Genomic DNA, 23,508 nt, shown 5'->3' on the forward strand with positions numbered 1-23,508 from the left:
GGTTGATCTCCGTTCCGACTGAGTGCTTTGTAGCTGTCGCTTTGCTTTCGCTACAGAAAACATTTGCCGCTGACGCTTCGCTTTCGCGCAGAGCAGAGCTTCCTGGGGGCGTCCGATGAGCCGCTTCACTCGCATGCTCGCTCCAGGGTCTCCTCTGTGACGCTGAATCCCCAAGGAGTCACTCAGTCCATATGCGTCAAGTTAAGCAAGATTACTTTTCTACTCTCCATCTATCAACCGCCATTAGTGGTACCTCTTTTCTTAAAAGGGTTTCATTTTTGAGAAACAGGGAAAATAAAAAGTATCCTGAACGAAAGAGCATCACGAAATACACATTTCCCCTTTCGGAAAAATGCGTATTTGTTGAAATCTCATCTTTCCAACCGCTTAGGGTTTGTGGGTGGTGCGCTTTCGTCCAATCGCAAACAGGATGCGTTCAATTTCTTGTAGGGTACTTTGCCAGCTCGGTTGATCACGAGCGCGCCAAAGTATCCCTATTTTTGGTTGGATTGCTCGCATGGTTAGTCGTTCACTCAGAATAATTTGTTTCTCCTGCCAAAAGTAAAAACGAAATTGATAGGAAAATAAAGTACTAATTAAGAGAATAATTAGTTCTGCATAGAGGTGGCATTCCCATCTTGCCTGTTTCATTTTTCGAAAGTAGGACGCCTTGAAATCACTTTTCCATGTTTTGAATAATAATTCAATTTGCCAACGATACCGATACAGTTGTACAACTTCTTTAGCCGTAATTTCTTGAGGTAGATTCGTAATTAAGGTAGAAATGCCTGATAATGCTTTGGATTTTTGCTTAATTTGACCAGGCTTAGTTTGAGCACGTCGTTTAATTCGATATTCTTGTCGTTGTTGTTCTTTTTTAGTGAAGCGATAGAGAATCAAGCGCGTTGGTAATTTTTCCTCTTTCCCCAAATATACACGTGGAAATTCGCGCATTTCCCCACGTTTCAATGTTGGCCACTCATTTTCTAAATCTAGCCGTTCATAAGCATACATCTTTCGAATACGTCCATCGGGATGTCGAGGAGGATGGGGATGATCTTCAAAATAAGTAGTATCCACACGTGCACGCGAAATATAAAATGCTTCTTTTTCATCGATTTTTTGAAACAGTTTATATTGAAAGTAACCAAGATCTTGTAACAGTAAATCGCCTTTCTCAACTGTCTCTAAACGCTTCATACCAGAGGGGCAATCGCCTGCCTTACCAGCTTGTAGTTCGATATATGTGAAACTTCCTGTGAGGTAATCAAACTCCATTTGAAATTTTATGCCTGCTCCAACTGTACTAGGATAGGTAGAGATACAAGTAGCTGGTAATTTAATCGACGTGCCATCAAGAATGCGTATCCGTGTCAAAGGATAGTGGGTCTTAATTGGCATCTTGGCCAATGACAGCGTCGATTGTTGAGCAAACAAGCATTGAAAAATGGTTCGAAGAAAGTACACAGTCTTTTCATTGAATCGTTGATTTAGCCCTTCTTTCGTCATGTAGACCTGTTGCTTAGTCAAATGCGTGCAAAGGGTCGTGAGAGAAGGTTGTGATAAGCCTTTTGTTTGTTCAAAGAGAAGCTTCATGAAGGCAGAAAGAGTTAATTTTCTTGTTCTTTGTATAAAGTTAGTTGTTTTAGCAATCTGATGAAGTTCTTTTGGGCGACAATACCGAGAACAGCTGCTTTAAAGAATAGGGTGCATGTGTCGGTTTCATCCTACATTCCTCCTCATGTTAGTGGTTGTACTTTTCTTTACCACCAAACGAAGTCATGTAATCTTATTATCCTTAACTTGACGCATATGGTCACTCAGTCTACACTCCAATCAACCATTGCTCATAGTATTTTCATTGGCATTTCACATAAATGTATAATGATAAATTGAAGTCTTAGCCATCACTATTTTATGCAAAAATGAAGCTGATAACATTTTTCTATGCGAAAGCAATATGTCAGCAATAAGTGGCTTTATGTTTATTTATAAAGTAGTTTTATGCACAAAATGTAGGTTGACAGCTATAGAATTGTACTACTACTCTATCCATTTAATGTTGGTGAGTAATATGCTTTTACTTTACTTTTGAAGGAAGAAAATATTTAAAGTTCTACACTATTGCAGATTGGAGTGCAAGGCTACTCGACTCCCGTGGGATAGCGGGACAGACGAGACCCTGCACGGAGCGTCAGCGCAGGAAGCGGCTCGTCGCTCGCCCACAGGAAAGCGAGTAGCCTGGAACGGAAATCACCTCCATTTTGACTAAATATTCACAAAGAGTCCCTTGACCATTTAGTTTTTCAACACTATGAAACCTCTTATTCTTTGCTGAAAGAATAAGAGGTTTTTTGCTTTTTATTGCGTTACGCGTGCTGTCCAGCGAGAAAGATCTGCACCTTTTGGATTGACTAGTTGTGGTGGGAAAATGAATGTCCATGGCTTTGTAGAGTTAGGCTGAACAGTTAAAACAGGGTCCATATTAAAGGAGCCTTTAGCGATTTGTTTACCTCTGGCATCAATTATTTCTAAAGGAAGCTGTTCAAGATTAATAGCTTTACTATGGCCATTACGAATAAAGATAGAGACGTTTAAACTTCCGTTGTTAGCAAACTTGGCTTGGAGTCCAGTAAAATTGACTTCTGTTTCGCCTAGCTTTGGCAATGTTTTGACGATTTTAGCAAGCTCTTCTTTTTGTGCATCTGGCAATTGTTTTTCCCATGTTGGGTCTAATTCTAGCTGATGTTCACGTAATGATACTAGATTAAAAGCTAATTTCCAGCCTTCTTCAGGTATTTCATCGACTTTAATTGTTGATTTTTCAAATTCAAATACCCATGGGCGAGCACTTTCAGCAGGGATTGTACCCAGTGCCTTAAAGTCGAATCTTTTCGTTGCTACTAGCTCATCATTTTTATCCATGATGAATAGCTCAATTTCACCTAGCTCAATTTCTTCAGCTAATGAAGAGCGGAAAAATGCACGTACTAACCATTTCCCAGTACGTGGGTCTGGATCAATACTAATAGAAGAAAGAGATAATTGGTTAGGCTTTAGCGGCTCCAGCTCATTTGCTAGGAAGTTAAAGATATATTTCTGCTCTTGCGGAACATCCCAATCTGGATGAAATGACAATTTCGTTTCAACATCTCGATCATCGTCCGTATTTTCTACCTTAATATTTTCTAGTAAATCTTTAGAATCAATTGTATTTTCTTGTCCAAGCTTATCGGACTTTTTAAAGAATGAGAATAGACCCATTATTGTTGTACCTCCTGTTCAGCTTCAATCATTTTCATAAAGCCTGTGATTTCAATAATTATAGAACGACGCAATTCTTGGAAGTTTTTAGCGAATAGCTCTAAACCTTCACGCTGGTAGATACGCATAGGATCTTCTTGTTGGTAATGGCGTAAACCAATACCTTCTTTTAAGTGTGCCATTGCCTCTAAATGTTTTACCCAGCCACTATCTAAATAACTCAGCATTACTTGAGGAATGATTGCAATAACTCGGTCGTTTTCTGCGAATTTTTCCATTTTTGCTGTTAGCTCATCTACAGGTTTTTGTAGTGAATCTAAAATTGGGATCACCTTTCCAACCTCTCTATCGATTGTGATAGGTGTAAGGAATAGACTGTTTAATGTTTTTTCCATACTATCATAATCCCATTCAGTTGAAGGTAATTCCTCTGGTGAAGCATCACGTACTGCAAAATCTACTGTTTCGTAGAACATTTGCTTCAATTGCTCTAATAAATCCTCGCCAGCTAAAATTTTGTCACGTAGACCGTAAATAACTGTGCGCTGATCATTAATAACATCATCCAATTTTAAATTGTATTCTCGCATTCCGTATTGGGAGCCTTCAACAATTCGTTGTGTGCGGTTAATAAGCTCTTGTACATCTTTGTTTTGGATAATCCCTTTTTCATCAACAACCATTTTTGCAGAGAATTTTTCAACCTCTTCTTTTGCGTAACGTCGGAACATATCATCTTCAATAGAGAGAATGAAGCGGCTTTCACCAACATCACCTTGACGACCTGAGCGACCACGAAGCTGATTATCTACACGACGGCTTTCATGCTTTTCAGTACCGATAACATATAAGCCGCCAAGCTCATGTACTTCTTCACCTAGCACAATATCTGTACCACGTCCGGCCATATTTGTCGCTACTGTAATACGTCCTTTTTGACCTGCTTGAGAAATAAGTTCAACCTCTTGCTCAACTGTTTTTGCGTTCAGCAATTGGAATGATAAGCCTTCTTTTTTCAAGTAATCAGCAACTGTTTCAGACTGTAAAATAGATGTTGTACCAATTAAGACAGGTTGTCCCTTCTCATGGCGTTGTTTTGCTTCAGCTGCCACGTACTTATATTTCGCTTCTTGTGTGCTAAATATAATATCAGGCTTATCGACACGTTGGCGTGGACGGTTTGTAGGAATTTGAATAACTTCCATGCCGTACACTTCTCGTATTTCTTTTTCTTGTGTTTTCGCCGTACCCGTCATCCCAGAAAGCTTCGGATACATGCGGAAATAGTTTTGAATCGTTATTTGTGCTTGTGCTTTGTTTTCTTCAGTAATCGTCACACCTTCTTTCGCTTCAATGGCCTGATGTAAGCCATCCGAAAGCGAGCGACCTTCTAAAATACGACCAGTGAACATATCTACAAGCTCGATTTTGTCATCTTTAACAATGTAATCAACATCACGCTTGAACATGACATGAGCACGCACAGCTTGGATAACATAATGATAAAGTGTTTGGTGTTCAAGATCATATAAATTCTCAACATTGAAGGCTGCCTCAACCTTCTCAATGCCCTTGTCTGTTAATGAAGTAGCCTTTGTTTCATCATCAAAGTCATAATCTACTTCAGCTTTGAAACGTTTCGCAAGCATAGAGGCAATACGATGTAGTTCATCATTCGCAGCCATTTTTCCAGCAATAATGAGTGGCGTTTTTGCCTCATCAATTAGTACACTATCTACTTCATCAATAATGGCAAAGTGATAAGGACGTTGAACTTTCTCTGCTAAGCTATGAGCCATGTTGTCACGTAAGTAGTCAAAACCAAATTCAGTCCCGACTCCATAAGTGATATCTGCATTATATGCTTCTTTTTTTGCATCTGGCTCCATCATTGGAACGTTTAAACCAACTGATAAGCCAAGGTATCGATGAATTTGGCCAACTAGTTCATAGTCACGCTTCGCCAAATAATCATTCACGGTGATGACATGAACACCTTTTCCTTCTAATGCACGTACATAGGAAGGAAGGGAGGCGACAAGCGTTTTACCTTCACCTGTAGGCATTTCTGCAATATTGCCTTCCGTTAAAACAAGGCCGCCAATAAGTTGTACATCGAAATGACGCATACCTAATACACGTTTTGAAGCTTCGCGTACAACAGCAAATGCGTCTGGGATGATTGATGTAATCGGTTCGCCTTGTTCTAAACGATTCTTGAAAACAACAGTCATTTCTTTTAATTCTGCATCTGACTTGTTGACATATTTTTCTTCAAGATTATTAATTTGATCTACTATTTTATAGTAGCGTTTTAATTGACGAGCACTAGTTTGCTCATCGTTACGTTTAAAAATTGAGAACATGAAATATACGCTCCTTTTAGGTTGTCTAAATGCTAGACACTTCATTATTCTATCAAATTTTACGAATGGTGACTACATTTGACATACAGTAATCTACCATACTAAAAGTAAGAATAATTTTTGTGAATTGGTGGAAAATAAATAGAAAAAGTATATTTCGTTGCCGGTTCGTGCTATAATCAATTTGGATTCCAATGTAGATTATTTTTTGAGGAGGAGAGACATGATTTACGTGTCTTTAATAGCAGCATTTGTTGCTTCCATATTGTTAACTCCACTAGTTAAACGATTAGCGTTCAGAATAGGTGCGGTTGATGCACCAAACTATCGAAAAGTCCATGCACGAATTATGCCAAGACTTGGCGGATTGGCAATTTTCCTTGCTTTTTTAATAGGTGTTGCCATACTATATCCTTATTTAACTTCAAACGGTGTGCTACCATGGAATGTTAGTAAATATAGTTTATTGGCAATCATAATTGGTGCCTGTATTATTGTAGCAACAGGCGTTATAGATGATATGCGTGAGATTTCTGCAAAGGCCAAAATGCTAGGTCAGCTTGCAGCAGCACTTATCATTATTTTTGTGGGTGGTATTCAAATTGACACAATTAACCTACCATTCGTCGGAGTTTTAGATTTTGGATTACTAAGTATTCCTTTAACAATTTTATGGATTGTCGGCATTACAAATGCTATTAATTTAATCGATGGCTTAGACGGTCTAGCTGCAGGTGTTTCAACGATTGCCCTTATAACATTAGCAATCATGGCCTTTATTATGAGCAATATGTTTGTTTTGGTTCTTGCGGCTATATTAGCGGTAGCATCATTCGGCTTTTTATTTTATAATTTCCACCCTGCCAAAATCTTTATGGGTGACACAGGAGCGCTGTTCCTTGGATTTATGATTTCTGTCCTTGCATTACTTGGATTTAAAAATGTCGCATTCGTGGCTTTAATTATTCCAGTAATCATTTTGGGAGTACCAATTTCTGATACATTCTTTGCAATTGTTCGCCGTGTACGGATGAAGAAGAAATGGTCTGATCCAGATAAATCACACTTACATCACCGTTTACTGGATATGGGCTTCACACATCGCCAAACAGTGCTTATAATTTATGGAATTGCAATGATGTTTGGTTTAGCAGCCATCATTTTCTCCATGGCAAAAGTATGGGGCGCTATTTTACTAATCGCTGTCATCTTAACGGCTCTTGAAATCTTTGTCGAAGTCATTGGACTAGCAGGGAAAAACTACAAACCATTACTGAACTTTGTTCGGATATTTAATAAATAAAATATTAAGCAATCATACATGTTTATGTATGGTTGTTTTTTTGTTTGAAAACAGCGAAGGTCTAACGTTGAAATTGATTAGGGGTAGTTTTGGGAGTGTGTAAGGTTACTGCTGAAAGGGCTATATGCTTAAGTTGTGAGGAAAAACGGCTCAGGTGTGGTAGGGAATTGCTCAGGTAGCGAGGAAAACAGCTCAGGTGTGGTAGGGAATTGATCAGGTAGCGAGGGAAACGGCTCAGGTTGGTAGGGAATTGCTCAGGCAGAGGGGAAAACAGCTCAGGTGTGGTAGGGAATTGCTCAGGTAGCGAGGAAAACGGCTCAGGTGTGGTAGGGAATTGCTCAGGTAGTAGGGAAAATCGCTCAGATTGCCAAAATCAAAGCCCCTATAACCCAAGATAGCGAAATACAATTAATAGACACAAAACAAAAGTATCCCATATAAAAAGCCTTTCCACAAACAAAATCATCGTGGAAAGGCTTCTATTTTAGTTATTGGGCGTTTCTATTAACTGCTTCCTCATCTCCAGCTGCGTTTACTTTATCATGATCATTATTCGTCAAACTAGAGGACGTTTTATTGGCATCAAGATGGTTGTTAAGTATTTCAGATACTTCATCAACCGATTGCTGATTTAATTGATAGTAATAAACACCAGTAGACATATCATCAACACCATCTAATGTTAAAGTATCAATACGCGGTTTTCCTTGTGTTAAATAGGATAGGAATGATTTCATTTCAGTAAATGTCATATTGGTCTTCATGTTATCACCAAGTGCTCTTATAACATCATCGTATTTTGTAATGGAGCTAACAGAAGCAACTTTATTGATAATGGCTGTTAATATTTCTTGCTGACGTTTGCCACGTTCAATATCACTATCCTGCTTACGTGTTCTAGCTAGAGCTAGAGCTTGGCTACCATTTAAATGCTGTAGACCAGGCTGTAAATTAATAGAATTTCGGTCGAATTCATCCTTTTCATGTAGCTTATATGGTACTTCCGCTTCGATGCCACCTAATGCATCCACCACATCGATAAAGGCATTAAAATTCATACGAACATAATAATCGATAGGAACATTTAATAGCTTTTCTACTGTATCGATTGTTGCCAGTGTGCCACCGTATGCATGAGCATGAGTAATTTTATCCTCATAGCCTACTTTTGGGATAAAAACGTATGAATCGCGAGGAATGCTTAACATTTTAATCGTTTTAGTTTTATTGTTTAGTGTTGCTAAAATAAGAGCATCGGAACGAGAGTTATCAGAACCTTGACCTCGATTTTCACTATCATCCACGCCAACAAACAAGATGGATACATTATCATGTACAGGCTCTACTTTTTCTTCTCGTAGTGTAGAAACATCTCGACCCTCTAATTCTTCATGTGCTGAATTTGCTGCATGCTCCGCTTGCTTTGTGATATAGACACCATAAGCTGATGCGCAAATTAGTAAACTAGCCACAAGAAGAAGGGCAACTTTTATAATTAAAGAAGTTTTAGAGCGCTTCTTGTTTTTATTATTTATTCTATTTTTCATATTTAGTATATTCTCCTCTGAATTTTGGGAATAATAGAGCGATGAAACTAGGTTTTTATCAAAGAACCTAAAAGAATGTATGATTGATAAAATAGCTCAATATTAAAATTATACTATGGATATTAAGCTTTCGACAATTAAAACTATTTATTTCACAACAAATTCGATAAATCGAGCTTCTTCAAAAGAAATATTCGCCTGCCCATTTGTCATTTCTGTTACCCAGTTTCGGAACTGTTCTTCCTCTTCTTTTAGCACAGATACAACAATTTCTACGCCTTCCAAATATCGAATTTCTTCTAACGTATACGAAGAACCTCGAATTTCGTTTTCTACTTTACCTAGCCAAGTGTAGTCTATGGCAATTTTCATAAAATGATGAAGTTTGCGCTCAACGACCTGTGCAGCAAGTAATCCTTCTGTTGTTGCTTTACCGTATGCACGGATAAGACCGCCACCGCCAAGTTTTATGCCTCCAAAGTAACGTGTAACCACAACGACTGTATCCTTTAGGCCCTGTTTCTTTAGGACCTCTAACATAGGGACGCCAGCTGTACCACTAGGTTCCCCGTCATCATTAGCTTTTTGAATATGATCATGCTCACCAATTAGATAAGCAGAGCAATTATGTGTCGCATTATGGTGCAATTTTTTTATGCGATCAATAAAAGAAATTGCATCCTCTTCCGTTTCTGCACGTTCTATATAAGTAAGGAAGCGTGATTTAGAAATTACAATTTCGCTTTCTCCATATCCTTTTACAGTTAAATAATTTTCTCTCATATGTGACATTCTCCTTTAATCTAGGGTTTTATTCTATAATTTTCATGAAGAAAAAGCATTAATTTTTATCATTGTGATGCTATAATAGGTGTAGACTGTAGAATATATGAAATTGGTCTATTAGAATAGTAAGTAATCATAAGACATTAGACTGGGGAGTACACTATGTTTTCAAATGATACCTTCGATTTAAAGTCGCTTGATGACGTATTTAATCGAATGTTAGAAACAATCATGAGCTCTAAAGATGATATCTTTATTATAAGTGAACAAAGCCGAAGAAGCTTTGAAGATATGCAAAAAGAGCTAGAAATTGTTAGAAAACAAATTTCAATTATCATTGATGAAGGCGATGCTTTAGAAAAAAGTACACAGCTTGCAAAGCAAAGACTTGTGTTAGTGAGTAAAGCTTTTGATAATTATACCGAAGAACAAGTTAGAGATGCATATGAAACTGCGCATGATTTTCAAGTAAAGCTCTCCGTTATTAAAACACAAGAAAAGCAGCTACGTGATAAAAGAGATGATCTCGAGAGAAGATTGAGAGGTTTACTCGATACGATAGAACGTGCAGATCATATTGTCAATCAAGTAAATGTCGTTTTGAATTACTTAACGTCAGATTTAAAGAATGTTGGACTAGCGCTTGAGCAAGCAAAGATGAAGCAAGACTTTGGTATACGTATTATCGCTGCGCAGGAAGAAGAGCGTAAACGTTTATCAAGGGAAATTCATGATGGACCTGCTCAAATGTTGGCAAATGTATTAATGCGTACGGATTTAATTGAAAGAACATACCGTGAAAAGGGTATTGAATATGCTTTGGCTGAAATTGCCGATTTAAAGAAAACCGTGCGTGATGCATTATCCGAGGTACGACGTATCATCTATGATTTAAGACCAATGGCACTTGATGATCTGGGAATTGTTCCGACATTAAAAAAGTATTTATCGACAGTGACAGAATACAATCCTGGTGTTGAAATTCATTTCCAATCGAGAAGCACTGAAAAGCGTATACCTTCTAATTATGAAGTCTCTATTTTCCGATTAGTGCAGGAATGTGTCACTAATGCCATGAAACACGGAAAATGTAAGGATATTTGGGTAAAACTTGAGTGGTTGAAACATGCCGTAAATATTGTCGTCAAGGATGATGGCATAGGATTTGACCCACAAGTAGTGAAAGACCATTCATTTGGGATTTTAGGAATGCGAGAGCGTATCGAAATATTGGATGGTACATTCTCAATTGAAAGTGAAATAAACCGCGGCACTACGGTACTATTTAAAATTCCGTTAGAAGTCGAATAAAAGTAATTGTTGTAGAAATCTAGGGGGTAAAGACAAATGACGAAGATTATTATTGTAGACGATCACCAGCTATTCCGTGAAGGAGTAAAACGTATTTTAGATTTTGAAGATACGTTTGATGTAGTAGCAGAAGGTGATGATGGCACGGATGTGGTGTCTTTATACGCTGATAACCAACCAGATGTTGTACTAATGGATATTAATATGCCAGGCAAAAATGGAGTAGAGGCTACTGCGGAGTTAATCAATGAATTCCCTGATGCAAAGGTAATTATGCTATCTATCCATGATGATGAAACTTATGTAACACATGCACTTAAATCAGGTGCTCTAGGCTATATGCTAAAAGAGATGGATGCAGATGAAATCGTTGAGGCAATTAAGGTAGTAGCAAACGGTGGTTCTTATTTACATCCGAAAGTTACTAAAAATTTAGTAGCAGAATTCCGACGCCTTTCTGAGCATGAAAATAAAGGAAACTTCCATCAAGCAGAAATTCGCCGTCCATTCCATTTATTAACAAAGCGTGAGTGTGAAGTATTACAGTTATTAACGGATGGTCAATCAAACCGTACAATTGGTGAAACACTGTTTATCTCTGAAAAAACTGTTAAAAACCATGTTTCTAGCATATTACAAAAAATGAATGTCAACGACCGTACACAAGCAGTTGTTACTGCCATTAAAAACGGCTGGGTAGAAGTACGATAATTGCATAGCATTACGATAAAAGCTGTTTTAAAAAATTACTTAATGATTTAGTAATTTTTAAAGCAGTTTTTATTTATGATATGGATTCCTTGATGAAAAGCGGGAAAATTTGATTGAAGAGAACATTTAAATGATGCAACATTTTGAAATTATGAGCGTCATATGAAAGATGTAGCACCTAAATGTTGAAAATACACAACAAAATTCCTACGACAGCATTTATATGCTACAATATGCGCGGGAGGTTTTTGGATGTTAAAGAAAAGTATTCTAGCAGTTTTTACCTTATTGATACTAACTGCCTGTGGTAATAAAAAAGAAGATATGAGTGCGGAAGAAAGACAGAAAATCATTGATGAAGGTACTGCTGGGTTTGAAATGAATGATGGGAAAATCACAAAGGCAGAAAATGTTCCTTCTGATGAAGAAAAAGCAATATTAGCAGCGTTTGATGAATATATTGCAGCTTTCAATGCAGAAGACCTTGATCGTTATATGCAAACGATCTCAAAGAATCCAAAAGGTTTCGATTATGAAGAAGACAAAAAACGCACAAAAGAAGTTTTTGAACAGTCTGAAGTTAAAAGAGATGTTAAAGATACAACAATTATAAAATATAGTGAAGAAGAAGCACAGATCCATACAAATATGACAGTGCATTTAGTTGAATTGAAAACAAAAGTAAAGCATGAGAGTGTAGGTCAACAAGTAACAGTATTCGTCAAAGAAGATGGAGGCTGGAAGGTAACGAGTATCTTTTATATCGGAGATGACACGAAATCAACTACTGGAAAATAGCGAGGAGGAATATCTTCATTTTTATTCTACAAAGAAAGAACCAAATGAAGATATCCTCTAAAGTAAGAATCTGACTATACATAGAAAATGAATGTGAAATGGATGCTAGTCCTCTAGCAAAAATTTAGAATAACGGAAAGTAAATCTTGCTTCCTATTCGAAATCGGACGGGTTTACATTGACCGTAATTCATTTCACATTCATTTCTTTTTATTGTAAACTATGAAGAATAGGAGAGTGGACAGGGATGAGGACGGCAATCGTAACAGATAGTACGGCATATATTACACCTGAAGAACGAGCACGCTTAAACATTCATATGATTCCGTTAAGTGTAAATATCTCAGGACAATTATTTGCTGAGGAAGTAGATATCACAGCATCTGAGTTTTATGATAAGGTGCGTGGGGCGAAAGAATTCCCTAAAACAACACAGCCTCCAATTGGAGAGTTTGCCACTCTCTTTGAAGAGCTTGCAAAAGATTATGATGCGGTTATATCTATTCATTTATCGAGTGGCATTAGCGGGACCTATCAAGGTGCAGTTCAAGCTGGAGAGATGGTCGAGGGCATTGATGTTTATACTTTTGATAGTGAAATATCCTGTGCCGTACAAGGCTTTTATGTATTACGAGCAGCTGAAATGGCAGCACAGGGTTTTTCAGCAAAAGAAATACTTGCTACATTGGCGGACATGAAGCAGTATACTCGTGCTTACTTCATTGTAGATGACTTAGCTCACTTACAGCGTGGGGGACGTCTATCTTCAGCGGCAGCATTAATTGGGGGCTTATTGCAAGTAAAGCCTGTTCTGCATTTTGTGGACAAGGTTATTGTCCCTTTTGAAAAAATTCGCACACGTAAAAAGGCATTAAAACGTGCAGAGGATTTGTTAGCCGAAGATGCGAGAAAATATCAAGCAATGGATGCGGTTGTGATTCATGGTAATTGCCAACGCGAGGCAGAAGAATGGCTAGCACAATTAGCGTCAACCTACCCAAACGTGAACTTTACATTAAGCTATTTCGGTCCTGTTATTGGTACGCACTTAGGTGAGGGCTCTATGGGGCTAGGCTGGACAAAAAAATAACTTAGATAAGACAGTCTCTACATAATATTTGTAGGGGCTGTTTTTATTTCGTATCGAAAGGAGCAAAAAAATGAAATATAGAGGTTGGATATTACCACCTGCATTGAGGGATTTTTATGAAGGACGTATTTGGCTTAAGGAGCATTCACCGTTTCCAAAAGATCATATCGAAAGGGTCATTGAATGCAATTACTTCCATATAATAGAAGGAATCCAAAAAGAGCCACATTTAAAATGCAATCGTTGTCATAATCAAGACCCCTGGCAATTTACTATGTTTGATTGCTCAAAATGTGAACAATCGTGTATTTATTGTAGACATTGTCTTCAAATGGGAAGAGTAAGCAGCTGTACAGAGTTACTTATCTGGATAGGCCCTCGTGCAATTAGATCAAGAAAGCACCCATTGAAATGGGCTGGACAATTTACAGTGCTTCAACAGCGAGCGGCAAAAGAAATACTAGAAAGCATAAAAGCAAAGCGCTCTCATCTTTTAGCAGCGGTATGTGGTGCAGGAAAAACAGAGCTACTTTTCCCATCAGTTCATTATGCATTAGAGCAAGGCCTGCGTGTATGCATTGCAACACCTCGGACTGATGTAGTACTAGAATTATTTCCTCGCTTTCAAACGGCTTTCCCTAGCACAATTATTCATGCTTTATATGGTGAAGCGCCAAAGCAGCAAGGCTATGCACAGCTTGTACTAGCAACTACTCATCAGCTTTATCGCTTTGAGCAAGCGTTTGATGTGATGATTGTAGATGAGGCAGATGCTTTTCCATATATAATTGATGAAACCTTACAAAGAGCTGTAAAAAAAGCAAAAAAGAAAGATTCCCCAATAGTATTTGTCACTGCAACACCTTCTCAAAAGCTACTTCATCAGTATCGAAATAACAGTTACTCCTTCATCCCAAAACGTTATCATAATTATCCATTGCCTGTTCCAAGATTTTGTTCTTTATGGAGCTATGAAAAGTGCTTTAAACGAGGGAAAATTCCAGGCAAACTAAAACAATGGACTGAAGAGCGTCTTGTACTAAATGAGCCATTTCTCATATTCTTTCCAAAGGTAGAGTTAATGAAAATAGCTGCACCATTTTTTCAGGTGCTAGATGCTAGCATTACTACAGTACATGCTGAAGATCCTGATCGTAAGGAAAAGGTTCTTAAGCTGCGTAATGAAGAAGTTAGAGGATTGCTGACAACCACTATTCTAGAGCGGGGAATTACGATAAAGAATGTGCAGGTGGCGGTCGTTGGGGCTGAATCCACCATTTTTAATTCTAGCGCACTTATACAAATAGCTGGACGAGTTGGACGTCACGCTGAATTTGCAGAGGGTGATATTGTATTTTTTCATCATGGTATTACGGTTGAAATGGATGATGCACGAACGAAAATTCTGGCTTATAATAAGGAAGGCTTTCCTCAATGAATAAAATAGATACACACTGCTTATTATGTGCACAGCTATTAAAGGATCCCATCTCATGGACAACTCTATTAACCAAACGATTTCAACCAACTATATGTGAAAAATGCTCAGCACGCTTTGAAAATTCCCAATCAGCAACGGCTCTTTATCAATATAATAATGCTATGAAGGAATATTTACATCAGTATAAATTCCTTCAGGATGTCGCACTGGCAAAAGTATTTCGACAAGAGCTTTATGATCGCTTCAAACATGAAAAAGCTACTATTATTCCAATTCCTATGCACCCTCTCAAACAAAAAGAGCGTAGCTTTTCGCATATGGAAGAGCTATTAAAAGCTGCAAATATCCCGTATAGTCAACTATTAGAAAAAACGACAACTGAAACGCAAAGTGCCAAAAATAGAGAGGAACGCATGCAAGTGGCTCCGCTATTTTGTCTAAAAGAAGGGGCTTACGTAGAGAATAAAGAATATCTCCTTTTTGACGATATAAAAACTACTGGAACTACTTTACAACATGCAACTGAGATTTTAGTAAATGCTGGTGCCAAAAGTGTTCAATGCTTCACATTAATTAATGGATGAAAATGCTAATGCATCATGTATAATAGATAACGAGTATAGAAGAATCGCAGATAACTGTTATTTATACAGAGGAGGAAGAGTAGATGGCAGAGGTTCGTAATTGTCCAAAGTGTAATGAATTTTTTAATTATATAGGTGTCAGAGAAGTATGTCATAAATGTGCTCAATCTGAAGAAGAGCTCTATCAAATCGTTTATCGCTTTTTACGTAAACGTGAGAACCGTGCTGCAACAGTGGAACGTATAGTAGAGGCAACTGGAGCCGAGGAAGAGCTATTATATAAATGGGTGCGCAAAGGTCGTTTACAGCCTGCAATGTTTCCTAACCTAGGCTACCCATGTGATAATTGTGGTCACCTCACAACAAAAGGTAAGCTTTGTTCGAAATGTCAGGATGAACTGAAGTCAGAGCTTCGAACGTTTGAGGCCGCTAAGGAGTTCCGTGATAGTGTAGAAAAGCGTGATCGTGTCACATATCATTCTGAACGAAAACGATAAAGATGGAAAGTGTGTTAATTTTAAACAAAATTAGCACACTTTTTTTATGTTTGAAAACTTAACATTATGCAAGACAATCCGAAATAATAGGAAGATAAGCTTTTTAGATAGGAGGGGAAAAAATGAAAATTACATCTTATGGCATCAATGCAGTAAACGCCTATAAAAATCAAGTCCGCAATGTAAAATCAGGCGATAATAAGGCATCCTTTGCGGATAAAATCGAAATTTCAAAGGCTGCACAGAATATGCAAGGGATTTCAACATACAGTACTGAGCGTGCTGAACGCGTTCAGCAATTAAAGGAAGATATTGCTTCAGGCGAATATAAAGTCAATGCTCGTCAAGTTGCAGAAGATATGTTGAAATACTATCGTTTCTAGGGAATAACGGAAAGGGTGTTTAGCAATATGTCGATAGAAGCGATTTGCTCTACATTAACAAAGCTAGAAAGAATGCATAAAAGCTTGCTAGAACTAGCTAATAAAAAAACGGAAATCATTACAGTTGGCGATATCGAAGCACTGGATCAAATGCTCAAGGACGAGCAAGCCCATGTAGCGGCAATCGATAAGCTCGAGCAACAGCGTCAGAAACAGGTAACGGACTACCTTGGAGCAAAAGGACTTGCTACCACTGACAAAACAACTGTCGCAGATGTCATCGATGCAGCTGAGCAACAGACTGAAAAAGACACACTAACAGCAGTTCGCAATCGTTTATTGCACATCATCAATGACTTAAAAAAGCAAAATGATCTCAATCAAAAATTAGTATTTCAATCATTACAAATTGTGAATCTTACATTAGATGGTGTCCGCCCCCCTCGTCCAGAGCAATTTAACTACTCAGGTAATGAAGTACGAGGCACAAATACAATGGGCAAAAAATCATACTTTGATTCGCAAGCATAAATCTTCTAGATAATAAAGGTTACTAAAAGGAGGAAAAGAAATGCGCTCAACATTTATGGGCTTAGAGGCAAGTAAACGTGGTTTATTTACACAGCAAACAGCTTTATATACGACTGGACATAATATTTCTAACGCCAACACATTAGGATACTCTCGTCAGCGAGTAAATATGCAAGCTACTCCAGGTTTTCCAACTGCGGGCTTAAATCAGCCAATCTATCCAGGACATCTTGGAACTGGTGTAGAAGCGGGTTCGATTCAACGTATTCGTAGTGAATTTATTGATCGCCAATATCGTCAAGAAACAAATAAATTTGGCTATTGGGAATCAAGAACAAAGGCCATTTCTCAAATGGAGGATATTATTAACGAACCTTCTGAATTTGGATTAGACAAGGCCTTTGAGCAGTTTTGGAAAGGGCTTCAGGATGTTGGTAACAAGCCGGCAGATGCAGCAGCACGTCAAGTAGCTATCGGTCGTGCACAGCATTTAGCAGAGTCCTTCAACACCATTGATACACAATTAAAAACAATTCAGGGTAACCTTGGGAAAGAACTAGATGTCTCTACAACACAAATTAATACTATTCTAAAGCAAATTGCAGCCGTTAACAAACAAATTCAAGAAGTAGAGCCGAATGGGCATGTACCAAATGATTTATATGATGTCCGTGATGTATTAGTAGATAAATTAAATGAGTACATACCTGTCTCAATTGAACGAGTTCCTTCGGGTGGTCTCGCTTCTGAGGTTGCTGAGGGTAGCTTGAAAATAACGTTTAAAGGTACTGATGGTGTTGTTAGAAATTTAGTAGATGGAAAAGATTTTGCACAGTTTACGGCGATGGGAACTAAAGGAAGTAAAGTTACTGGCGACGACATTACCAATGTATTTTCTGAATTACAATTAACTGATATTGAATCGTTAGAGGATCATGAAGCGGGAACTGTCACTAGCTCCCAAGCAGCAATTGGACAACAGGATTTTGAAGCTTCAAAAGGAAAATTACTATCCCTTATAAATTCCTATGGTTACCAAAGTACTAGTGGTATAAAGGGGTACTACCCTGAAACATTAGAAAAACTGGATCAGTTAGCGAATGCCTTTATTGAAGAATTTAATAAACTGCATGCAAATGGCTATACATTAGAGCAAAAAGATTCTAATGGGGTTGTAACTACTCCTTCCACTAATGGGGGACTTTTCTTTTTGGGTGCAGGTACAGGTGCGGGTGGAATTAAATTTAATGAAGCCATTGAAAAAGATCCAAACCTTTTAGCTGCCTCCTCTGGGGTTACTCAAGAAGGTGATGGTAAGCATGCCTATGAGCTTGCGAATATGCAACATAAATTGTATGCCTCAATTGGAAATGCAACAATGCAATCATTTTATAAAGGGATTGTTGGGAAAATTGGTGTAGACGGTGAGGAAGCTCTACGTTTAGCAGCTACTTCAGAATCCCAACGTTTAACTGTATCAAATAGTCGAGATGCTGTTAGCTCTGTTTCGTTAGATGAAGAAATGACCAATATGATTACCTTCCAGCAAGCGTATAATGCCAATGCACGTATGATTACTGTTGTTGATGAAACATTAGATAAAATTATTAATGGTATGGGTCGAGTAGGACTATAAGAATAAATAATTTATGGAGAATGACTCTCCGGCTAACAAGAAGGGAGTTTTTATAAAAATGCGCGTAACGCAATCAATGCTTTCAAATAATATGTTACTTAATTTAAATAGAAGCTATGGCAAAATGTCAAAGCTTCAGGATCAAATTAATTCAGGCTCTAAAATTACCCGTCCATCAGATGACCCAGTGGTAGCCGTAAATGGAATGGGGTATCGTCGAGATTTAGCAAAGGTTGAGCAGTACACACGAAACATGATAACAGCAAGTAATTGGTTAGACTCATCTGACGAATCTCTCAATCAGGTTGGCGAGCAAATGAAGCGTGTTCGAGAGTTAGTTATTCAAGCGGCAAATGATACAAACACACCAGAAGAACGAGAAAAAATCAAAATGGAAATTGATCAAATTCGCCAGCAGATTCAGGATGTAGGAAATACAAATATTGGCGGAAGCTACCTATTTAGTGGGACAAATACAAATCAGCCATTGTTTACGCCTGTGGCTGGTGGGAACGGAAAAGAAATTAACCCGGCCCTTAATGCACCGAATGAAGCTGTTAATATAGAAATTTATGATGGCATTCAAATTCAAGTGAATACTCCTGGTAAAGATTTATTTAAAAGCATAGATGATATGATGGGGAAAATTTCTAGTTTATTAGGGGATCCAAGTAAAACGGGTCAAGAGATTGGAGATATGCTTGGTGGTATATCATCATCAAGTACTAATGATGATATTACAGCTTTGCATAATAAAGTTTTGGAAGCACAGGCTGATGTAGGCGCCCGACAAAATCGTATTGAGATGATGGAGAACCGCCTAGGTATCCGTGAGGTCAGTGTGACAAAGCAACTTAGAGATACTGAGTCTGTTGATTACTCTAAAGCCATAACAGAAATGGTGACTAATGAATCTATTCACCAGGCTGCCTTATCCGTAGGTGCAAAAATTATTCAGCAAACTCTAGTAGATTTTATAAGATAGAATCTACTAGGGTTCTGCCCGAAAGCGAAGCGACAGGGGCAACTTTATTATGAACAACAAGGGCGTTTGGACAATTTTGTTCAGACGCTTTTCTTGAAAGGAGAGATGCAGATGAGACTCCCTCAAATTCAAATTCATACAACAGATGCAAAATTAAATCTTCATATAGCAAAACCTCAACAATATATTAAGCAACCTAAAGCAACTCAACATATTGAACAGCCTGCCGCTATTTTAGAAATCAATACAACAAGAGGAGTTTTAAGGATTGACTCTTCTCAGGCAAGACGTGATTTAGGGATGATAGGTCCAATTGAAGCAACCAAAAATGCTGCTGAGGAGGGAAGTCAGGCAGCCTTAAGTGGTGCAGCAAGACGTGCACGGGAAGGCCGACAAATGATGCTGTCAGCAGGAAAAGGGCAAGGTCGCTCTACGATACAAAATATAGCCAAGCAAAATCATGGTCCACATCGAGTACAGTTTAATATTAAATTTGTTCCATCGGTAGGTTCAGTGAAAATCGACTATACACCAGGTACAACGGATGTCAATATTCAACGTAGAGAGCCTATAATTGACGCTAAGGTGAACAAACCAATACATGAATACACACCAGGAAAAGTAACTGGTACAATGGTACAAAGACCAGATGTTGACATTGACGTCATCATTTAAAGGAGCGTATAAATAATGAAAATTACCACAAAGTTTTTAGGTGAAATTGAAATTTCAGAACAAGATATTTTAAAGTTTGAACATGGTCTACTTGGATTAGAGGATGAAAAAAAATTTGTATTGCTACCGCTTGATGCAGATCTCCCTTTAGCAATGCTACAATCCATTAATAATGCAGAAATTGGTTTCGTGGTGGCCTTCCCATTTGCTTTTAAAAAAGATTATAGCTTTGATATTAGCGAAGAGGATCGTGAGCAGCTGCAAATTGAAAAACAAGAGGATGTCCTTACATACGCAATTGTTACAATGAAGGAATCATTACAGGATTCTACCATTAATTTATTAGCTCCTGTCATCATCAATATTGGAGCAAAGTGTGGAAAGCAAATTGTCCTTCAAGATAATAAATCCTATCCTCTACGCTATCCGTTGCAAGCATTGGAAGGAAGTGCGAAATAATGCTAGTCCTTTCACGTAAAAAAGATGAGTCCATCATGATTGGCGACCAAATTGAAATAAAAATATTAGCTATCGAGGGTGAACAAATTAAAATTGGAATTGTCGCACCTAAAACAGTTAAAGTACACCGTTCAGAGGTTTTTGAGGCTATACAAGCCCAGAACAAGGAAGCACTCTCCATGTCTTCAGGTTTCCTAGAGCAATTAAAGAAAAAATAATATATGCAATTTCAGTAGTTTAAATATTTTACATAAAAAAATAAAAAATCTTTCTAAAAAACTATTAAACATTTCCAATTCAATACGATATATAGATTGTAAGGTGCAGGGAGTACATAACTGCCTAATCCGAATTCCACACGGATGTGGAATAACAAAAACAATTATTCAAGGAGGAATTCCAAATGAGAATTCAACACAACATTTCAGCTTTAAACACACACCGTAACCTTACTTTCAACAATGCTCAAGCTTCTAAAAACCTTGAGAAATTATCTTCAGGTTACAAAATCAACCGCGCTGGTGACGATGCTGCTGGTTTAGCAATCTCTGAAAAAATGCGTGGACAAATCCGTGGTCTTGACATGGCGACTAAAAACGCTCAAGACTCAGTTTCATTAATTCAAACTGCTGAGGGTGCACTTAACGAAACACACGCAATTCTACAACGTATGCGTGAATTAGCTGTACAATCTTCAAACGATACAAACGTATCTGGGGACCGTGCTGCATTACAATTAGAAATTGAATCTTTATCAAAAGAAATTACACGTATTTCTACTGATACAGAATTCAATACACAAAAATTATTAAATGGTAAATTTGGTGCTGCAATTACTTCTGCATCACAAGCTGCTACTGATCCGAAAGGTAAAGTTTTCCATATTGGTGCTAACGAAGGACAAAACATTAAGCTTTCAATCATGAATATGGCTGCTTCTTCACTTGGTGTATCTGTAGGTACGGCAACTGATGCTACATCAGTTACTTCTGGAAATTTAGGAACAAATGCTGCAAAAATTAACATTACAACTCAATCAGCAGCTAACCGTTCTATCACTACAATTGATGCTGCATTGAAAAAAGTATCAGAAACACGTGCTTCACTAGGTGCGGTTCAAAACCGTTTAGAGCACACTATCAACAACTTAGGCGCAACTTCTGAAAACTTATCAGCAGCAGAATCACGTATCCGTGATACTGATATGGCTAAAGAGATGATGGGCTTCACGAAGAACAACATCTTAATGCAAGCTGCACAATCTATGCTAGCGCAAGCTAACCAACAACCACAAGGCGTACTTCAATTATTAGGTTAATATTGAGACGTTAGGTAACATATGAAGTCTAGAGTTCTATAGGAACTCTAGACTTTTATTTTTTTCAAAACTTCATTTTGAAAAAAAAATGTCGATATATAAATTTGAGGTGACTATAATGCCTAATATACAAATGGAACAAACTAAATCAGGGCTAACAACACTTAAGATTAACAATTATTATATACATAGTAAGTACGACCCAGTACAAGAAGCTAAACGATTTGTTGATAATAACTTTAAAGAAAAATATGTAACTATTTTATTTGGTTATGGTCTGGGCTATATAGAAAAAGCTTATAGAGAAAAACTAAGCTCTGATAAGCAAAATTATATTTTAGTGTTTGATCCCATAAAAGAAAAATTAATTGATAATGTTGATTTTGGAGATAGTAAAGTTTTTAATGATACTACGAATCTTGAGGATTATATTTGGAAGAATTTTAAAAATGAAATATCTAAATTTGTTGTAGTTTCTACTCCTAATTATGATAAATTATTCCCGAATGAATATATTAAATTAATGAAAAAGATAAAAGATTATCAAAATAATCAAATTGTTGATTTCGCAACGATAATTAAACTTTCTTTACCTTGGGAGGAGAATTACTCCAAAAATCGATTTTATATGGCGACTGATCCAAGTTTAGAACATTTAGAAAATCGATTTTCCTGTCCAATTGTTATAGCATCTGGGGGACCTTCATTAAATAAACAATTGCCTTTATTAAAAAAATTTAGACAAAAAATCATTTTAATAGCATCAGGATCAACTGCAAGAGCATTAGTATTAAATGATATAGTACCAGATTTTGTTGTCTCTATTGATCCAAAAATAGAGAATTTAAGGCATTACAATGATGTAGATTTTCAAAATGCTACTTTAATTTATACACCTCAAAATCTATATACTGTACGAGGAATGTTTAAAAATGCTTTTGTTTTTTTACCTTCATATGATGAATCACTTTATTATTATTATATAAACTTATTAAATAAATCATATCCCCTTTTAGGATATGGGGGCTCTTGTGCTAATTATGCTTTTGTGGTGGCGCATTATATATCCAATGGACCCATTGCCTTTATTGGGCAAGACTTAGCTTATACTGATGGTCAAACTCATGCAGATGGGAATAAAGCAAAATGGAATTTAACTGAGGATATTATCAAACAGCGAGGCCTATTTTATGTTGATGGTTATATGGGAGAGCAAGTTCTTACTTCAAAAGTATTTTATAGTATGAAAAATAGTTTTGAATCTATGAATAAACAATTAGCAATTAATGCACCTGTGTTTAACTGTACAGAAGGTGGTCTGAAAATAGAGGGATTTAATCAAATTTCTTTTAAACAATTTTGTGAAAATTATTGTGAAGATAATATAACTCATACCAACATTGAGACGAATGGTGAAAATAATAAAAAGCAACATCATCTGTTACTAGAGAAAATGCAAAAAGAAAGAAAAATTTGTAAAGAAATTATTATTCTTTGTAATGATGGAATAAGACTATTAGAACTTTCTGAAGGTCAAATAGCCCTTAGTCAAAATACTTTACAAAAACTTAATCATATTGATGAAAAATTACAAAAAGCTTTGAAAAAGGTTAATTTGAATAAAATATTAGAACCTATAGCATTACGTGTTCAAAATCTATTTGATTCAGATACAGAAGAAACAGATCAGCAAACTTTTAAAAGAATTGTGGATCAGAATCGAGCTTTTTATAAACAGATAGTAGTTGCTGTTGAAAAATCATTAGAATTCAATACAGAATTAATAGAAATGATAGAATTATCACTTAAGGAGGAATAGGTAG

The 23,508-nt window shown here is 37.1% G+C and carries 21 protein-coding genes and 1 pseudogene; 17 read left to right on the forward strand and 5 right to left on the reverse strand.

Annotation, left to right across the window (positions count from 1 at the left end):
- Window positions 1–387 precede the first annotated feature (387 nt).
- From QNH24_RS03670 to secA2, 3 genes and pseudogenes are all read right to left on the reverse strand, one after another.
- Window positions 388–1,671, reverse strand: a pseudogene (locus QNH24_RS03670) (IS4 family transposase); the annotation flags it as partial.
- Window positions 1,672–2,361: 690 nt separating this feature from the next.
- Entirely contained in the window at window positions 2,362–3,264 is a 903-nt protein-coding gene (locus tag QNH24_RS03675; protein WP_054770184.1) for an accessory Sec system S-layer assembly protein, read from the reverse strand.
- Complete coding sequence (gene secA2 / locus QNH24_RS03680) at window positions 3,264–5,630, reverse strand: accessory Sec system translocase SecA2 (RefSeq protein WP_283870804.1); 2,367 nt, start codon at window positions 5,628–5,630, stop codon at window positions 3,264–3,266. The genes QNH24_RS03675 and secA2 overlap by 1 nt, the downstream gene beginning before the upstream one ends.
- A gap of 223 nt (window positions 5,631–5,853) precedes the next feature.
- Here secA2 and QNH24_RS03685 point away from each other — a divergent pair, with 223 nt between their 5' ends.
- Window positions 5,854–6,933, forward strand: a complete 1,080-nt coding sequence (locus tag QNH24_RS03685; protein WP_283870805.1) for a glycosyltransferase family 4 protein — start codon at window positions 5,854–5,856, stop codon at window positions 6,931–6,933.
- Between the two features lie 488 nt (window positions 6,934–7,421).
- Here QNH24_RS03685 and QNH24_RS03690 read toward each other — a convergent pair whose 3' ends face one another.
- Window positions 7,422–8,480 (reverse strand): LCP family protein, encoded by a 1,059-nt coding sequence (locus QNH24_RS03690; protein ID WP_283870806.1) that lies wholly within the window; start codon window positions 8,478–8,480, stop codon window positions 7,422–7,424.
- Window positions 8,481–8,627: 147 nt separating this feature from the next.
- The gene (locus tag QNH24_RS03695; RefSeq protein WP_283870807.1) at window positions 8,628–9,263 is read right to left on the reverse strand and encodes a YigZ family protein; all 636 of its coding nucleotides are present in this window, start codon (window positions 9,261–9,263) and stop codon (window positions 8,628–8,630) included.
- Window positions 9,264–9,428: 165 nt separating this feature from the next.
- Here QNH24_RS03695 and QNH24_RS03700 point away from each other — a divergent pair, with 165 nt between their 5' ends.
- From QNH24_RS03700 to QNH24_RS03775, 16 genes are all read left to right on the forward strand, one after another.
- Entirely contained in the window at window positions 9,429–10,577 is a 1,149-nt protein-coding gene (locus QNH24_RS03700; protein WP_283870808.1) for a sensor histidine kinase, read from the forward strand.
- Between the two features lie 36 nt (window positions 10,578–10,613).
- Window positions 10,614–11,288, forward strand: coding sequence for a response regulator transcription factor (locus QNH24_RS03705; protein WP_054770182.1), 675 nt, complete (start codon window positions 10,614–10,616; stop codon window positions 11,286–11,288).
- A 252-nt stretch (window positions 11,289–11,540) separates the two neighbouring features.
- On the forward strand, window positions 11,541–12,086 hold the full coding sequence (locus tag QNH24_RS03710) for a nuclear transport factor 2 family protein (protein ID WP_283870809.1): 546 nt from the start codon (window positions 11,541–11,543) through the stop codon (window positions 12,084–12,086).
- Between the two features lie 247 nt (window positions 12,087–12,333).
- Complete coding sequence (locus QNH24_RS03715) at window positions 12,334–13,176, forward strand: DegV family protein (RefSeq protein WP_283870810.1); 843 nt, start codon at window positions 12,334–12,336, stop codon at window positions 13,174–13,176.
- Between the two features lie 70 nt (window positions 13,177–13,246).
- Window positions 13,247–14,614 (forward strand): ATP-dependent helicase ComFA, encoded by a 1,368-nt coding sequence (locus QNH24_RS03720; protein WP_283870811.1) that lies wholly within the window; start codon window positions 13,247–13,249, stop codon window positions 14,612–14,614.
- A complete protein-coding gene (locus tag QNH24_RS03725) occupies window positions 14,611–15,201 on the forward strand; it encodes a ComF family protein (protein ID WP_283870812.1) in 591 nt (196 codons plus the stop codon). The genes QNH24_RS03720 and QNH24_RS03725 overlap by 4 nt, the downstream gene beginning before the upstream one ends.
- A gap of 83 nt (window positions 15,202–15,284) precedes the next feature.
- The gene (locus QNH24_RS03730; RefSeq protein ID WP_283870813.1) at window positions 15,285–15,698 is read left to right on the forward strand and encodes a TIGR03826 family flagellar region protein; all 414 of its coding nucleotides are present in this window, start codon (window positions 15,285–15,287) and stop codon (window positions 15,696–15,698) included.
- A 122-nt stretch (window positions 15,699–15,820) separates the two neighbouring features.
- On the forward strand, window positions 15,821–16,081 hold the full coding sequence (flgM, locus tag QNH24_RS03735; RefSeq protein WP_283870814.1) for a flagellar biosynthesis anti-sigma factor FlgM: 261 nt from the start codon (window positions 15,821–15,823) through the stop codon (window positions 16,079–16,081).
- A gap of 27 nt (window positions 16,082–16,108) precedes the next feature.
- Window positions 16,109–16,612 (forward strand): flagellar protein FlgN, encoded by a 504-nt coding sequence (locus tag QNH24_RS03740; RefSeq protein ID WP_283870815.1) that lies wholly within the window; start codon window positions 16,109–16,111, stop codon window positions 16,610–16,612.
- Window positions 16,613–16,652: 40 nt separating this feature from the next.
- On the forward strand, window positions 16,653–18,248 hold the full coding sequence (flgK, locus tag QNH24_RS03745; protein ID WP_283870816.1) for a flagellar hook-associated protein FlgK: 1,596 nt from the start codon (window positions 16,653–16,655) through the stop codon (window positions 18,246–18,248).
- Between the two features lie 58 nt (window positions 18,249–18,306).
- A complete protein-coding gene (gene flgL, locus QNH24_RS03750) occupies window positions 18,307–19,233 on the forward strand; it encodes a flagellar hook-associated protein FlgL (RefSeq protein WP_283870817.1) in 927 nt (308 codons plus the stop codon).
- Between the two features lie 111 nt (window positions 19,234–19,344).
- A complete protein-coding gene (locus QNH24_RS03755; protein WP_054770178.1) occupies window positions 19,345–19,908 on the forward strand; it encodes a DUF6470 family protein in 564 nt (187 codons plus the stop codon).
- Window positions 19,909–19,923: 15 nt separating this feature from the next.
- Window positions 19,924–20,367 carry a flagellar assembly protein FliW gene (gene fliW / locus QNH24_RS03760; protein ID WP_283870818.1) on the forward strand — a complete coding sequence of 148 codons (444 nt, stop codon included), beginning with the start codon at window positions 19,924–19,926 and terminating at the stop codon, window positions 20,365–20,367.
- The gene (gene csrA, locus QNH24_RS03765; protein ID WP_283870819.1) at window positions 20,367–20,585 is read left to right on the forward strand and encodes a carbon storage regulator CsrA; all 219 of its coding nucleotides are present in this window, start codon (window positions 20,367–20,369) and stop codon (window positions 20,583–20,585) included. The genes fliW and csrA overlap by 1 nt, the downstream gene beginning before the upstream one ends.
- Window positions 20,586–20,770: 185 nt before the next feature.
- Complete coding sequence (hag, locus tag QNH24_RS03770; RefSeq protein WP_283870820.1) at window positions 20,771–21,685, forward strand: flagellin Hag; 915 nt, start codon at window positions 20,771–20,773, stop codon at window positions 21,683–21,685.
- Between the two features lie 118 nt (window positions 21,686–21,803).
- Complete coding sequence (locus QNH24_RS03775) at window positions 21,804–23,504, forward strand: motility associated factor glycosyltransferase family protein (RefSeq protein WP_283870821.1); 1,701 nt, start codon at window positions 21,804–21,806, stop codon at window positions 23,502–23,504.
- The last annotated feature ends 4 nt before the right edge of the window (window positions 23,505–23,508 follow it).

Origin of the sequence: Lysinibacillus pakistanensis (assembly GCF_030123245.1) — a bacterium.
In the GTDB taxonomy this organism is placed as follows: Bacteria; Bacillota; Bacilli; order Bacillales_A; family Planococcaceae; genus Lysinibacillus; species Lysinibacillus pakistanensis.